At 67.6% G+C, this 14,683-nt stretch carries 13 protein-coding genes; 7 read left to right on the top strand and 6 right to left on the bottom strand.

Annotated features, from left to right (window positions below; genetic code table 11):
* Positions 1 to 63: 63 nt before the first annotated feature.
* Positions 64 to 618, top strand: coding sequence for a tetratricopeptide repeat protein (locus QHF83_RS26005; RefSeq protein WP_282420633.1), 555 nt, complete (start codon positions 64 to 66; stop codon positions 616 to 618).
* Between the two features lie 44 nt (positions 619 to 662).
* Positions 663 to 1,460: an alpha/beta hydrolase gene (locus QHF83_RS26000; protein ID WP_348980469.1), complete on the top strand. Its 798-nt coding sequence runs from the start codon at positions 663 to 665 to the stop codon at positions 1,458 to 1,460.
* Positions 1,461 to 1,592: 132 nt separating this feature from the next.
* Here the strand turns inward: QHF83_RS26000 and QHF83_RS25995 are convergent, their stop codons facing one another.
* On the bottom strand, positions 1,593 to 3,005 hold the full coding sequence (locus tag QHF83_RS25995) for a choice-of-anchor Q domain-containing protein (protein WP_282420631.1): 1,413 nt from the start codon (positions 3,003 to 3,005) through the stop codon (positions 1,593 to 1,595).
* Between the two features lie 30 nt (positions 3,006 to 3,035).
* Complete coding sequence (locus tag QHF83_RS25990) at positions 3,036 to 3,428, bottom strand: hypothetical protein (protein WP_282420630.1); 393 nt, start codon at positions 3,426 to 3,428, stop codon at positions 3,036 to 3,038.
* An 877-nt stretch (positions 3,429 to 4,305) separates the two neighbouring features.
* On the opposite strand from QHF83_RS25990, the gene QHF83_RS25985 reads away from it, so the two are divergent.
* From QHF83_RS25985 to QHF83_RS25975, 3 genes are all read left to right on the top strand, one after another.
* Positions 4,306 to 5,688 (top strand): hypothetical protein, encoded by a 1,383-nt coding sequence (locus tag QHF83_RS25985; RefSeq protein WP_282420629.1) that lies wholly within the window; start codon positions 4,306 to 4,308, stop codon positions 5,686 to 5,688.
* 171 nt (positions 5,689 to 5,859) lie between these two features.
* Positions 5,860 to 7,302 (top strand): S41 family peptidase, encoded by a 1,443-nt coding sequence (locus QHF83_RS25980; RefSeq protein ID WP_282420670.1) that lies wholly within the window; start codon positions 5,860 to 5,862, stop codon positions 7,300 to 7,302.
* Between the two features lie 233 nt (positions 7,303 to 7,535).
* Positions 7,536 to 8,444 (top strand): hypothetical protein, encoded by a 909-nt coding sequence (locus QHF83_RS25975; protein ID WP_282420628.1) that lies wholly within the window; start codon positions 7,536 to 7,538, stop codon positions 8,442 to 8,444.
* Between the two features lie 317 nt (positions 8,445 to 8,761).
* Here the strand turns inward: QHF83_RS25975 and QHF83_RS25970 are convergent, their stop codons facing one another.
* The 3 genes from QHF83_RS25970 to QHF83_RS25960 all read right to left on the bottom strand — a co-directional run bounded on the left by QHF83_RS25970 (position 8,762) and on the right by QHF83_RS25960 (position 11,878).
* Positions 8,762 to 9,529 carry a hypothetical protein gene (locus QHF83_RS25970; protein ID WP_282420627.1) on the bottom strand — a complete coding sequence of 256 codons (768 nt, stop codon included), beginning with the start codon at positions 9,527 to 9,529 and terminating at the stop codon, positions 8,762 to 8,764.
* Positions 9,530 to 9,568: 39 nt separating this feature from the next.
* The gene (locus tag QHF83_RS25965) at positions 9,569 to 10,318 is read right to left on the bottom strand and encodes a hypothetical protein (protein ID WP_282420626.1); all 750 of its coding nucleotides are present in this window, start codon (positions 10,316 to 10,318) and stop codon (positions 9,569 to 9,571) included.
* A gap of 96 nt (positions 10,319 to 10,414) precedes the next feature.
* Positions 10,415 to 11,878 (bottom strand): aspartate aminotransferase family protein, encoded by a 1,464-nt coding sequence (locus tag QHF83_RS25960; protein WP_282420625.1) that lies wholly within the window; start codon positions 11,876 to 11,878, stop codon positions 10,415 to 10,417.
* A gap of 89 nt (positions 11,879 to 11,967) precedes the next feature.
* Here QHF83_RS25960 and QHF83_RS25955 point away from each other — a divergent pair, with 89 nt between their 5' ends.
* A complete protein-coding gene (locus tag QHF83_RS25955; protein WP_282420624.1) occupies positions 11,968 to 12,597 on the top strand; it encodes a phenylalanine--tRNA ligase beta subunit-related protein in 630 nt (209 codons plus the stop codon).
* Here the strand turns inward: QHF83_RS25955 and QHF83_RS25950 are convergent, their stop codons facing one another.
* Positions 12,598 to 13,854, bottom strand: a complete 1,257-nt coding sequence (locus tag QHF83_RS25950) for a hypothetical protein (protein WP_282420623.1) — start codon at positions 13,852 to 13,854, stop codon at positions 12,598 to 12,600.
* A 104-nt stretch (positions 13,855 to 13,958) separates the two neighbouring features.
* On the opposite strand from QHF83_RS25950, the gene QHF83_RS25945 reads away from it, so the two are divergent.
* Complete coding sequence (locus QHF83_RS25945; RefSeq protein WP_282420622.1) at positions 13,959 to 14,624, top strand: hypothetical protein; 666 nt, start codon at positions 13,959 to 13,961, stop codon at positions 14,622 to 14,624.
* Positions 14,625 to 14,683 lie beyond the last annotated feature (59 nt).

The raw sequence follows: 14,683 nt of genomic DNA, 5'->3' as shown, positions 1-14,683 counted from the left end.
GCTCTCGCCGGTTTGTCCGCGCCGCCGTCACGATCCTCGGCCAAGCCCCGCGACGGCCTTGCCATGCGAAACCTCGGTTTCCGTCTGCTCGGCCTCTCCGACCCGGAGCAGGTGAAGGCCGGGATGCATACGCTGACGAGCGCCGCGGAGCAGGGAGATGTCGAGGCGGAGATCGCGCTCGGGAGGATCTACCTCGCGGGTATACCCACGGTCCCCAAGGACGTGAGGCGCGCGCGTGATCATTTCCTTCGCGCCGAACCCTCGCGCCACCCGAGCGCCGCCTACTTCCTCGGCGTCATGAGCCAGAATGGGCAAGGCGTCAGGGCCGACCCTCGGGAGGCCGCGCGCTGGTTCGAGATCGCTGCGGAGAGAGGGTCGCCGGACGCGACGTTCCTGCTCGCCAATGCGTACCGCGCGGGCGCAGGCGTGCCGAAGGACGACAAGAAGGCCCTCGCGCTCTACGAGAAGGCCGGCGAGCTGGAACATGCGCCCGCGCTGCAAACGCTGGCCCTGGCGTATCTCCATGGTGAGCTCGGGCTCGAGCCCGACGAGGCCGAATACCGGAGGTACATGATGGAAGCCGAGCACGCCCTCCAGCACCGACCCGTCCCGCCTTGAGCGAGGGGTCCGTGCGCGAAGCTGCGGCAGGCAGGGACAGTTCCATGACGACCTGGATACGTGAAGTCTGCGAAACGAACGGCATCGACATCCACTACCTCCGAACGGGAGGCGCCAAGTATCCCGTCGTTCTGCTCCATGGATTGATGGGGAGCGGCGCCTGCTGGACTCCCCTGGCGCGGGCGCTCGAAGGTGAATTCGACGTCGTCATGCCCGATGCCAGAGGGCACGGCGGTTCGAGCGCGCCGCACCACGGATACCGGTACGACGATCACGCGAGCGACGTCGTAGGCCTCATCCGCGGCCTTGCGCTCTCTCGTCCGGTTCTGCTTGGCCACTCGATGGGCGGCATGACCGCCGCGGTGGTGGCGAGTCGAGGGGCAGGGCTCATCCGCGGCCTCATCCTGGTCGACCCGACGTTCCTGAGCCCCGAGCGCCAACGCGAGGTGCGCGACAGCGACGTCGCCGATCAACACCGGAAGGCCCTCGGCTTACAGAAGTCTGACCTCGTTGCGCAGGCCCGAGCCCGACACCCGCGTCGCTCGCCCGAGATCGTCGAGCTTCAAGCCGAGGCGAGACGGAAGACCCGCATGGGCGCGTTCGACGTTCTCACGCCGCCCAACCCCGAGTATCGCGACCTGGTGAGCGCGATTGACGTCCCGAGCCTGCTCGTCATTGGTGACAATAGCCCCGTCGTCACGCTCGAGATGGCAACGGAGCTGCGGCGTCTCAACCCACGCGTACGAATCGAACAGGTACAGGACGCCGGCCACGGCCTTCCGTTCGAACAACCCGAGCGCCTGGGAGAGGTGGTCCTGTCGTTCTTGCGTGAGCTGGCTTAGCTGTTGCGGTGCAAGCGCATCGATCACCGCAATTTCATGTATGGCCGGCCCTTGAGGAGCTGCTTCGTGCGGTCGCCACACTCCCGCTCACCGACCTCGAGCTCGGCGGCGACCTCCCGCGCGGTGCATCGCTTACGGCCTGTATTCGAAGGCTCCGACGTCGTACGGGCCGACCTTGCGGGGCAGCCTGTCGAAGTCGGTGGTGAGGCCCAGGCTGGACACGTCGGTCCCGGCGTCGACCGCGCTCGACGTCGAGACGAGGTGATAGTCATCCTCGCCCGCGTTCACGAAGTGGCTCTCGAGGCTGCCCGTGGTGACGTTGCTCGACGCCGTCCAGTCGACGCTGGCGTTGAGCAGGTGGATGGCCTCGGACGCGCGCAGGAGCAGGTTGTTGTGGCAGAGGTTCCCCTGGCTGTGCGAATGGTACATGTAGATGCCGTGCGGGCCGTCGTTGACGATCGTGTTGTTGAGAATGCGGAACGGCCCGTTCTTCGCGCCCACGTCATTGTCCTGGATCACCAGGCCCACGTCCGTCGCGGTGATGATGACGTTGTTGTAGACGTCGATGTTGCCCGGGCCCGCGATGAACAGGCCAGCATAAGCGTCGGTGCCGCGGACGAAGTTGCGGTACACCCGGCCCGAAGTCCCGGGGTTGATGTCGAGGGCGCCCGAGTTGTAGGGGCTGTCGCCGGTGGCCCCGGCAATCACGACGTTGTCGTAGACCTCGGTGTCGTAATCGACCGTGCCGTCGTTGTCCGACCACGCACTGCCGACCTGGATGCCGTCGGCGGCGGTGCTCTCCACCCGGTTCGCGTACACCCGAACCCCGTGCAGCTCGGGCTCGAACTTGCAGTCGTTCTCGCACACGATGGTGCCATTGCCGGCGTTGACGCCGCACTGGGCATTGCCGTTCTCGACCAGCTCCAGAGCGCCCCAATGCGAGCCGCCGATGTAGAACCCTTCGCCTCCGGTATCGTGCACGTTGTTATGGTGGAGGAAGGTGTTCTCTTGCACGAAGGACTCGCGGTGCCACTTGCAGCTCACATTGGTGCGGGCCACGATTCCCGCGTACGCGGAGCTCTCGACCTCGACGAAGGCGACCTCGATGTCGGACGACCCGTCGGTGATCTCGAGGCCGTTCGCGCCCTGATTGCCCGAGGTGGCAATGGTGATCCCATACGGCTCGGCCGCGGCTCCGACGCCCACGATGCGCACGTAGCGTGACTCGAGCACGCCCAGGGCCGCATTGGCGTGGCTGTGCGCGAAGTCGACCCGACCGCCGCAGTTCACGAGCGTGACGGGCGCCTCCGGGCTGCCCTCGAAGCCGCGGATGTTCAGCGTGTCGTAGGCGCCGGCCTGGAGGCAGACCTTCGAGCCCGGCTTGATGTCGAGGAGCTTCTCGTAGTCGGGGGTGTCGTCGCCGTTCGCGTCGTAAAAGTGCTTGGAAGTCGCGTAGAAGCCGCTCGAGGTCGTGAGGATGAAGTCGCACGTGCCGCCGTCGGCCACGAGCTTGCACGCCGTCGGCTCCGGGCCCGTCGTGGCCATGTGGAAGCTCGCCCGGGTCGGCGTGACCTGTCAGTTGCCGGCAGCGTCGCGCCCGATGATCTTCAGCGTGCGCTTGCCGGCCGCGACGGATGGGATCGAGATCGGCGCCGCCACCGGCTGCTCGTCGCTGAAATCGCCGTCGTCGATGGCGTAACGGTAGTGGGTGACGTCGTCGCCGGCGACGCCGGCCGAGAGCGGCACCGCGTCGACATACCAGTATGCCGGCGGGGCCGGAGCGAAGATCGCGATGGGCGGCTCGTGATCGTCCGATGTTCCTCCGCTGCCTCCGCTGCCGTTTCCTCCGCCGCCGTTTCCGGAACCTCCGTCTCCACCTCCGCTCGTTGCATCAGGGTTCGGAGCGCCATCGCACCCGACCCCGATGAGCAGCGCCAAACCGATGCTCCACAAGAGGTGCATACGCATTCGAATCCTCCATTTTTTTCACTCGTCTCCCGCCGCTGACACGAGCGTACGCCAAGACGTCGTACGATGGGACCCCATCCGCACGAACGTCGAACGCGCGCGGTTCGGGAGGGTCTGCGTCGGCGCCGAGCTGAACCAGCGATCGCAGGTTGGCGAATTCGGGCGGGCCATTCAGACGGGAAGCCGATCTCGGGGGCCCCAAGACGGAGGACGGGGAGCCCCAGGGCGCGAAGATGGGCTCCGCGCGGTGTGTAACGACACGGTTGACCGCCACACGGGAAGCGTGCTTTACCCCCGAGAAGGCGCGCAAGGAACCACGACCATGCCGAAAGCTCCGACCTGGCCACTGCTCCTCGTGATCATCCTCCCGAGTTGCCTCTTTGGCTGCCTCGGGCGGCACCGGCACCTCGAGGACGTGGTTTATCAGCCGTGCTTGACCGGCCCGGTCCCTCGCAGCCGCCTGGCATCTGCGGACGAAACGTACCGGCTCATGCGACGGGAGCTCGACCGGGCGAATCGGGCCACGCCTGCGATGCGCGCTCATCTCCTTGGGCTCCTCCCCACCCTGTTTCCAGGAGACAGCCGGGAGGATCCCCCACGGCGATGTGACCTCGAGTATATCGAAAGCGCGTCGGCCGAAATCCTGGAGCAGAAGCCTGTCGTATACTCCCGCCTGCTTTTGGCGCGTGTGGATGCCATCCACCCGTTTGGCCTGCTTGGGGTGGTGGAACCGCACGTCTCCTTCCTTCGCATGCTGCTCGAGCTACCCGAGTCAGAGCTGACCGAATATCGCCTCATGCCAGGCGAAATGGGCCCTCCTCCGCCAAAGTCCCACCTTCGGTACAGAGTGTTGTCCCAGCTTGCATGGGGCTGGCTCATGGACAACTCGAAGGGGGCCTCGTCGCTCGTCGTGGATCGGCTCAAAACCTCACGCGACGACAATGAGCTCGTGCTCCTCGACCACGCTTCGGAGTGGGTTGTGAGCCGAGAGTTCCTCCCCTCCGAAAAGGAGGAGGGGCAAGCCCTGGTTCGCTCATGGCTACCTGATCTCCACGCGAGGCTCTCCGGCCCTGCCACTCCGATCTCGCTGGAGATCGTGCTGCAACGTATAGCGCTCATAGGTGGGTTCGACGAGCACCCCAGCTTGGGTCGACCGATAAGGGACCTGCTCCAGGATGTGCTCCGTGCCAACGGTGAAATGCCAATCACGCGCGGAATCGACGGGGCAGCGCAGGATCTGGCTACCATTGCTTATGAGAGCCTCGCCTGGATGGATCGTGCTTGCCGTTCGGGTGGATGCCTATCCCCGGCAACCGTGTTCCCCCTACGTGAAAGTGTGGGCCGGAAGGTGTGGGGACGTCGGTTTCTACCTGAGCTACCGGCCGCGGAGTTTCCTGAAGCGGAACGACGGACACGCGTCCGGGAACTCGAGGCGGAGTTCGCGCAGTTGCAATCCTGGAAGCTGCGCTGCCATGTAATGAAGGAGCTCGCCGAGCACGCCGTCCATGATGACGCCGAGCGCCTGTTCAAGCTCGTCACGGAGCCGATCTTCATCCATGGAAAGATCGTGAGCTCGATGGAGACGTTCTGTCGCATCCAGGTCGCCGCGAGCTTCGCGGTGGTCTCGGAGGACCTGCGCGTCGCATTGCTCCTGCGGTTCTTCAAGGCGACGCGCGAGGACATCGTCGATCCTCCGCAAGCGAGCGGGGATCCCTGGGCTGAAGCCGATAGTGCCGCCCCCTATTACATGGTCGGCCACACGGCTGCGTCGGTCCTGTGGGACAACTTGGACTGGATCGAGCGTCACCCTTCGCTCCGGGATTGGCTCGCCACGGTGAGCAAGGAAAATCATGGCGTGCCTTCTTCGAATGGGCGTTCGCCTATTGTGCCCAACCCGACGCTGGGACGACTCCTCATGTTTCATCTATCCAAGGACCCGGCAGCGGAGCCCGAGGTTGGCCGGTCCATTCTGCGCGCCTGGATGGAAACGATGCGCGCCAAAATAGGCAACCCGGATCGCCGCAAGCCCTATGAGGACCATGTTGTGCAAATCATGACGCTGGGAATGTTTGCGGCCCAGTATGGGATGCGCGACGAGGTGCAGGCGTTCTTCGACGAGATCGAGCCAATACGTCAACCGGCGCCCGAGGGGAGCATGATCACGGCATTCTCCAGCGGATATCCGGAGCCATTGGGCCTGGCGTCCTATTTGATGAGGCGAAACTCCGGACCTGCGCGCGCGCCTTCGTCCCCTCGGTGAACGGTACGAGAGGCTCATCTCGTGAATCACGCGCCTGTTCGAGTGTTCGACCAAGGGGACCGAAATAGGCTGGGGTTCAAAGCCACCGTCCTCCCCCGCCTCGCATCGACCCTGCTCAAATGGGCTCGTCGTGCGTGGCATCCTGCGCTAGGATGCGAACCCGTGGATAAGATGCATCGCCGCCTCCTTGCTGGGTTTTGCGTTCTGATGACCGGCTGCGCCGCATCGGGCCCCGGCGGCAGCTCTCCGCCGCTTGCCCCGCCGGCGGCTGCCGCGCCCAGCCCAGTCATCCAGGGAGAGACGACGGCGAAGGGGGTGCGAGGCTCGTGGCGCTCGCGCGGCTACGGCTGGCTCCTGACGGTATCCGACAAGGGGCTCCTGCTTCACCACGAAAGCGCCGCAGGCTGCTATGCAGACCCCACCGGGACTGCGGGGCTGCTCGAGATTTTTGGCTATAGCCAGCCCGGACCGGAGGGTGCCGTGCACTTCCTCAGCCTTCCGGGCGAGACGCGATACCACTTCGACAGGATCGACCGGCTGCCGCCCTCCTGCAATGATGAGAAGCGCGCGTGGGATGCACCTCGGGTCTTCGAAGTCTTCGCCGCCACCCTCGCGGAGCACTACGCGTTTTTCAAGGAACGCAACCTGGACTGGTCGGCACGTGTTGAAGCGGGGCGCGCGCAGGTGTCGCCTGGAATGCCCGAGCGGAAGCTGTTCGACGTCCTCTCCACGACGCTGCAAGGCCTCGGCGACGCGCATGTCAATCTCTCGGCCGAGATCGGCGCCGAGGTGCTGAGCTTCGAGGAGACGCATAGCCAGACGCTGGAGCTGCTCTCGGCGCGTGCCCGCGCCGAGGGGCGACCCGCGAAGGAGGTCGAGCGCGCGTGGCTGCGGGCCTACCGCGATGGCATTCTGCAGGTCATCCTCGGCGGAAAGGGGCATCAGGCCGCCAAGGATCGGATCTTATGGGGGTTCGCCGCCCCGCGCGTCGGATATCTCAACGTGGTCACGATGGGGGGCTACGGCGATCATCTCTCGCGCGAGAAGGAGCTCTCCGCCCTGGACCTCGTGCTGGACGAGGCCATGTCAGCCTTTCATGGCGCCGATGCGGTCATCGTGGACGTCACCAACAACCGCGGCGGCTACGACCTGATCTCCCGCGCGATTGCGAACCGCTTTGCCGACCAGAAGCGGCTTGCCTTCACCAAGCAGGCCTACCGCGCGAAGGGCATGGCGCCGCAGGCATTCCATGTGGAGCCGAGCCCGCGGCCGCGTTTTACCGGTCGGGTCTATCTGCTGACGAGCGACGTCACCGTGAGCGCCGGAGAGACGTTCACGCTCGCCATGCGTGCTTTACCCCACGTCAAACACCTCGGGACGACGACACGGGGCGCTTTCTCCGACGTGCTCGAGAAGCCTCTGCCGAACGGCTGGAAGGTGGAGTTTTCGAACGAAATCTACCTGGACACGGAAGGCCAGCTGTTCGAGGCGCGCGGCGTTCCTCCCGAGGAGACGATCGATGTCTTTCCCAAGGATGACCTGTCGAACGGACATACCAAAGCCGTCCTTCGGCTGGTGCAGCTTTCCGCTCGCCCGGAGGCGGCGGTAAAGTAGTGTTAGATATCGACTTGAAGACCGGAGGTCGTCTCCGAGGTCCGGGCAGAGCTGGAAGGGAACCTCGGAGGTCGTCTCCGAGGTCCGCGCGGAACGATTGTGTGATGTCGTATACCTATGACGGGGCAACGAACCGACGTGGTGTGAGGGATACTACCGCGCAGGAGCAGGCCGCCCGCAGTTGACGCCCCACGCAAGCTGTTGTTCCTTCGCTCTGCTCACCCGCGTTGCCCATGCCCACGTCGAGACCCCTCTTCGCCCCGCGGTTCCTCTTCGCCGCCCTGTTCGTCGCCGCGGCGTTCGGAGCCACGCCGGCGCACGCCGCCCCGCCCGATCCGGCGCGCAAGGCCCAGTGCGCGGCCGCGTTCGAGGAGGGTCAGGAGCTCGAAAAAGCCGGTCGCCTCGTCGAGGCGCGCGGAAAATTCGTCGCGTGCAGCGCCGAGGCCTGCCCCGCCGTCGTGCGCGACGAATGCGCCACCATGCTCCCGCGCGTCGAGGCGAGCCTGCCGACGATCGTCCCGGGCTTGCGCGACGCGCGGGGCAACGACGTCGTCACAGCCGAGGTCACGCTCGACGGCGCCGTCCTCACGAAGACACTCGACGGCCAGCCCATTGCGGTGAACCCGGGGCCCCACACGCTCAGGTTCGTCGCGCCGAACGAGACGCCGGTCGAGCGGCAGGTCGTCATCCGTGTCGGCGAGAAGAATCGCGTGATCACGCTAGATCTGGAGGGGCCCGCCCAGGCGCCTCCGGGCGCGGACCCGGACAAACCCGCGGCGCCGGGCTCGGGCCCGTCCGGGAAACGCGTGGCCTCGTACGTGCTCGGCGGGCTCGGGGTGGTGTCGCTCGGGGCGTTCGCTTATCTCGGGATCACGGGCAAGTCCGATCTCGCGGGGCTCCGCGACGGTTGCGGCCGCACGCAGAGCTGCGCCGAGACGGACGTCGATGCCGTGAAGACGAAGCTGATCCTCGGGGACGTGTCGCTCGGCGTGGGGGTCGCCTCGCTGGGCGTCGCGGCCGCGCTATTTTTCACGAGCGGCGGCGAAAAGAAGCCAGAGGCGGCCGCCCGCGGGCCGGTCGTCCGGCCGGTCGTCGCGCCCTTGCCGGGCGGGGGCGCGGCGATGATCGTCGGCACGTTCTGAGGCGCTTCGCTGGGGCGTTGCCCCAGGCCCCACCAGGGGCTATCCGCCCCTGGACCCGGACCAGCGCAAGCGCTGGACCCGGGGTCGATGAACTGCGCGATGCGCAGTTCATCGAACGGGCCGAGGCAAGACCGGCGGGCGACGCTGCCAGCCAAGACCGTCGTGACCGGCAACGCCGTCCCTGGTCTTGGCACCGGCCTGTGGGAAGAACTGCGCATCGCGCAGTTCTTCCCCCTGAGGTCCAGCGCTTGCGCTGGTTCGGGTCGAGGGGCGAACAGCCCCCGCGGGGTCCGGGGCGGCGCCCCGGCGCAGCGGCCTCAGAACGAGCCACCGCCGAAATCCTCGAAGCGGACCTCGTCGGGGATGCCATAGGTAAACACGCCGATCCGTCCGCCGGAGGTCCCCATCGGCGCTTCCGAGGCGTCCCACGTCCCGAAGAGCTTGCCGTTCACGTACGCCTCGATGCGGCCGTCCTCGTAGCCGCGCGCCCATATCGTGTCGCCTTCCACGAGCGTGCACGGGACCGGCTCGCCGACCATGATCCACTGCCCTTCGGTGCAATAAGCGACGTGGATCACGGGCTCCCCATCGAAGCGGTTCCAGCTCACCACGACCGACTCGCATTCGCTCGGGTGCCCCTGGTTGCGCAGGACGAGCTCGATCTCCATCTCGTCCCCATCCATCGATTCGAGCGTGATGTAGGCCTCCTGGCGGGGACCGAACACCTGATCCCAGATCGCTGCGTCGGGATTCGTGCCGATCGTCATGAGACGCTCGCCGTAGATCGTGTACGCGTCGGGCGATGCGACCTTCCACGGCGGCCCGGGGGCGCCGTCGGCGCGGTCGAAATTGTCGAGGATCCCCGTCGCCGGCGTGGCGACGCTGCCGCCCGCGCCGCCTGCGCCGCCTGCGCCGCCTGCGCCGCCTGCGCCGCCCATGCCTCCGCCAGTGCTCGCCGAGCTCGCCGTGGCCCCGTCGTCGGGAGCTCCGGTCAGGCCGTCGAACGACGAGGTCAGATAACACGCGGGGGCGAGGAGGGCGCCGGACGCGGCGAGCACGAAGGCGAGCAGGTTCTTCGGGGCCATGGGCCGAGGATACCCCGGAACCCGGCCCGCTATCCACGCCTAGGGCTTACGGGGCAGCGCGTTCTTTTCGAGCCAGGCGAACGCCTCGCCGAAGATCCGCTCGGCGTCGCCCATCTGCCCGTGCTTGGCGCCTGGCATTTCGAGGTACGTGGAAGGAATGCCGGCTGCCTGGAGCTCCTCGGCGGCCTGCTTCATGCGCGTCGTCACATCGAACTCTCCACTTACCATGACCGCGCCGCGCACGTGCCGGAGCCGCGCCGCCGAGGGCTCCGTGGGCGCGCCGATCAAGATGAGCCGTGAATACCGCGCGGGCCATTGCTCCGCGAGCCGCTCGCCGAGGAACGCGCCCTGCGAGTGACCCACCAGCACGAGGTCGTCCGCCGCTCCGCCGCCCACCTCGAACGCGGCCCGGATGCGGGCGTCGAGTTTGTCGAGATCGAACGAATGCTTGCGCAGGATGCCCGCGCCGTTGCAGGGCGTGTCGCCGCGGACCGCGAGGATGCCGCCGTGCTCGCTCGCCGCGAACTGGAAGGCTTGCACGTCCCCGACGCCGGCCGAGCACATCCCGTGCAGGAAGAGCATCCTCGGATTCGCGCCGTCCGGGCCGGGCACGGCGAACCCGGGCAGATCGTCGGGGATGTTCAGCGTGTACACCTCGACGGGGAGCGCGAGGCGCCTCTGCGTGGCGAGCGGGCGAATGGCGGCGAGGGCCTGCTCGTCCCGGCCGCACCCCGTGGCGGCGGCGCAGAGCCATGCGAGGAGCCCGAGGCGGCGGAGCATCTTCTGCATGCTCGCTTCGTGGGGGAGGCGCTAGCTCGTCGCAATCGGGGAACGACGGGCCTCACGGGCGGATCGATTTTCGGGATTTCCAGCCGCGGGGCGGAATCAGGGGCCGTCCACGCGGGTCTGGAAGAGGCCGTTCATGTATTCGACGAGCAGCCGCTCGCGCAGCGGGGGCGGCAGGTGGTTCAGGACCTCGCTCACGGCGGCCATGCGATCGGGCAGGCTCGCGCCCGCGATGCCGGTGGCCGCCATCGCCTCGCGCAGGAGGCCGCCGAGCATCGCCGGGTCGAGCTTCGTGAGGTCGAGCGAGGCGAGCGCGCCGCGGAGCGCCGAGAGATCGCCGCCGGGCGGCGGCAGCGTCCGGGCGATCGCCACGCATGCGCGCAGATCCTGGAGGAGCTCGTCCGCGAGCCCGAGCGCCTTCGGGTTGAGCGAGAGGTGAATGTTCTCCTTCGACGAACCAAAGCCGAGCTGCGGCTGGACGAACCAGCCGCGGGCCTTCATCTCGTCGATGACGTGAAAGACGCTGACCTCGTCGGACGTGAACGCGACGAGGTTCATCTCGGGCCGCGCGAGGAGCCTTAGGCCCGGGATCGCCTCGATCCCGTCCACGATCTTGCGCGTCGCGGCCAGCATGTTCCGCGCGATTTCGAGGTACCCCTCGTCGCCGAAGTGATGGAGCACGGCCCAGCAGGCGGCGAGCGGCCCGGCCGATTTCGTGCTCTGCACGGTCGAGTTGATCACCGTGTAGCCCGACCAGCCCGCGCAGGCATAGAACTGGTGCCGCCGGAGATCCTTGGTCTTGTGGAGGAGCACGGACGCGCCTTTCGCGGCGTAGGCGTACTTGTGGAAGTCCATCGAGATGCTGGTGACGCCCGGGACCTGGAAATCGAAATCGGCGACGGGCGCGCCGAGCCGCCGGAAGTACGGCAGGAGAAACCCGCCGATGCACGCGTCGACGTGGAGGAGGAGGTTCTTCTCCAGCGCGAGCGCGCCGAGCTCGCGGATCGGATCCACGACGCCGTGCGCGTACGAGACGGCCGATCCGACGAGCAGGATCGTGCTCGGCCCGACGGCCTCGCGCATGGCCGCGACGTCGGCCTTGAACGTCGCGCGGTCGACGGGCACGCTGACGAGCTTCACGTCGAGGTAATGGGCGGCCTTGTGAAACGCGGCGTGCGCCGTCTCGGGCACGACGATCTCGGGCTCGCGGATGCCGCGCGCCTCGCGGGCGAAGTCGCGCGCCGTCTTCACGGCGAGGAGGATGCTCTCGGTGCCGCCGCTCGTGAACGAGCCCGCGACCGCGTCGTCGCCGCCGAGGTGCCCGGCGGCCATGGAGACGACGTCGTTCTCGAGGACGAGCGTGCTCGGAAAGACCGTGGGATCGAGCGCGTTTTCCCCGAGGTACATGGTGTACGCGCGGTGAATGACGCCTTCTGCGTCCGGCCCGGCATCGTAGACGTACGCGAAGGTGCGTCCGTCGCGCCAGGGCATGTCATGGGCGCGGAACGCGGCGAGTTTTCCGAACAGCTCGTCCCTTTCGAGACCCTTCGCGGGGATCCTCATCGTGCCTCCTCGGTCGTTTTCCGGGGCCATGAGGCACGCGGCGGCCCCCTCGTGTCAAGCGGCCCGCGCCGGGCTAGGATGCGCCTCCCATGCTGACGATCGATCCCCACCCGCTGCTCGAGGCCGCCGCCTTCACGACCACGTTTCCCGCGCCGCTCGGCGAAATCGAAGTCCCCGCGAGCGTCCGCGCGCTGCTCACGCCGGGCGCCGCGGCGCCGCTCTCGGCCGACGAGGCGGTCCGTGCGGCGGTGCGGGATCTCTTGCGGCACGGCGGATACAAGCCGACGGGCCGGGGCAAGCCTTCGTCCGAGTACCTCGTCCGCGCGGTGACCGAGGGCGCGCTCGGCTCGATCAACGCGGCCGTCGACACGTGCAACGCGGTCTCCTTGCACAGCGGCCTGCCCATCAGCGTGATCGACCTCGACCGCGCGACGCCGCCGCTCCGGATCGGGATCGCGAAGCCGGGCGAGAAATACGTCTTCAATGCCTCGGGGCAGGAGATCGATCTCGGCGGGCTGCTTTGCCTCTTCGACGCGGAAGGCGCGTCGGCGAACGGCGTGAAGGACGCGCAACGCACGAAGACCCACGCGGGGACGCGGCGCACGTTCACCGTCCTCTGGGGCACGCGCGCGCTCCCGGGCCGCGCGCGACAAGCCGCGAAGTGGTATCGGCGATTGCTGGAGGAGGCGGGGGCGACCGCGGACGTCGTGGCGGAGTGATCAGCGAGGCGTCTCGCCGGCGGGAATCCAGAAGCCGCCGGCGTCGTCGGGCAGGGCGAACACCGCTTTCGGGAGCACGTTCGTCCAGCCCGCGATGGTCTCGAGCACGAGGAGCTCGGCGCCGGCCTCGATCACGCCGATCGGCCGCTCTTTTTCGTCGCGCCGGAACCGGATCGGGATGTCCTTCGAGGCGCGGGCGACGCGCGGCGGCGGATCCATGACGAGCTGCGCGCCCGCGACGCTCGTCTCGGGGGGAATGTATTGATCCAGCATCTCGCCCTTCGGTAGGGCCGTGAGATCGGACCAGCGCATCCACCCGTCGATGGCGAGATCGGCGCGGAGCTTTCCGTGGACGAACGATCCGGTCTGCTCGGTGCTCCAGAACAGCTTCACGTCGGCGACGTTCATGCGGAGCGTGTAGACGACGTTGCCCGCGGGGCCGTCGAGGATATCGACGTCCTGGGGCTTCGCGAGGAAGCCGCGGCCATTGCCGGGCACCTCCACGGGCACGGGCGTGCCGCGCTGCAACGCGAGGGCGTCGCAGGGCGCGCTGACCGTGGCATTCTGGCCATTCGTGCCGAAAATGGGCATCTCGACCGTGACGAACCCGAGCTTCGCCCCGGTGATCTTGAGCTTCTGCGCGGTCGCGATCCACACGTTGCCCGAGACGATCGGGATGTCGCGGCCGCTCCAGACCGGGATCGCGGTCGTCGCGACGTACCCTTCGAGCCGGAAGGAAGGCTCGCTCGCGCGTGTGGTGATCTTCGAGCGCTGAATGGCCGGATCCGGCGGGATCTCGCTCATCGACATCGGGACGTATCCGCCCTGGAAGCTCGCAATGACCCGGCCACCCACGGGCGCGTCGTAAAGCAGAGTGCCCTTCGCGAGCGGGGACGTGCCTTTGATGACGCAGCTCGGACCGGTGACGCCAATCGTCGCGGTCGGCGCAGGAGGCGGGGGCGGAGGCGGGGGAGGCGGCGGAGGTGGAGGAGGCGGAGGCGGGGGCGGAGGAGGAGGAGGAGGCGGCGGCGGCGGCGGCTTGTTTGCCGTTGGCTTCGTCGTGGGCTCCGACGTCGCCTTCGTCGTGTTCTCGGGCCGCGGGTCGTCGAAGGTTCCTTCGGTCGGCTTCCATTGCCCCGTCCGCGGCTCGGTCGGGGTGCAGGCGAGGGGAAGGCCGAGCGTGACGCAAGCCGCGGCGAGCACGGCGGCGGTGACCGACGAGCGCGCGAGACCCGGGCGGCGAGGGCAGGGAACCATGGGGCGTACCTATACCACGTTCCTGGCCGCCCTCGCGAGAGGGGTAGGAGGTTCGCTTGACGCCTCCGGCCAGCCGTCTTTACGCTCGGCGAATGACGCCCTCCTTGCGATCTTCGGTTCTCCTCGTCGGCCTCGCCTCGTTCACCTTCGCCACGGCCGCCTCCGCGCGTCCATTCCGGGTGAACGACATCCCGAACGGCACCAAATACGGCTGCTTGAACTGCCACGGCGATACGAAGGCCAGTTACAACACGGATTTCGGCGGCGATGCACGTTTGCAGCTCGTGGGCGACGTGCCCGTGCAGGAGCAAAACGTGAACTGGGCGCCGCTTTGCGAGTTCGATTCGGATCAGGATGGCTGGACGAACGGGCAGGAGCTCGGCGACCCCGATTGTCTCTGGACGAAGGGCGACCCGGATCCGAAGGGCTTCGTGTACAACCCCGGAAACCCCGACAACCACCCGCCGCCCGTCTGCGGCAGCGGTAAGCTCGAAGCGGGCGAGGCATGCGACGGCGAGCTGTTTCTGGTGAGTGATTGCGCGGAAGCAGGGGCGGGCGAAGGTCCACTCACCTGCATGGCGGATTGCAAGCTCGACTATGCACAATGCAGCCAGCCGCCCGGCTCGATGCCCGACCTCGGCGTCGACGGAACGACGGACGAAGCCGGAGGTTGCAGCGCGGCGCCGGGATCGCCCCGAGGCCTGGGAGGAATGGGCGCGGTGATCGGGGCGCTCGTCTTTGCGGCGGCGATGCGTCGCAAGCGGCGGTAGAGCGCCGAACGGTTCGGCGCTTTGCGAGATCGCGAAACGAGCTCGCCTCGGGGGGTGAA

This window comes from Polyangium sp. 15x6 (genome assembly GCF_029960785.1).
Taxonomy (GTDB): Bacteria; Myxococcota_A; Polyangia; order Polyangiales; family Polyangiaceae; genus Polyangium.
Note: the sequence above shows the minus strand (reverse complement) of the source record. Positions and strands in the feature narration are given on the sequence as shown.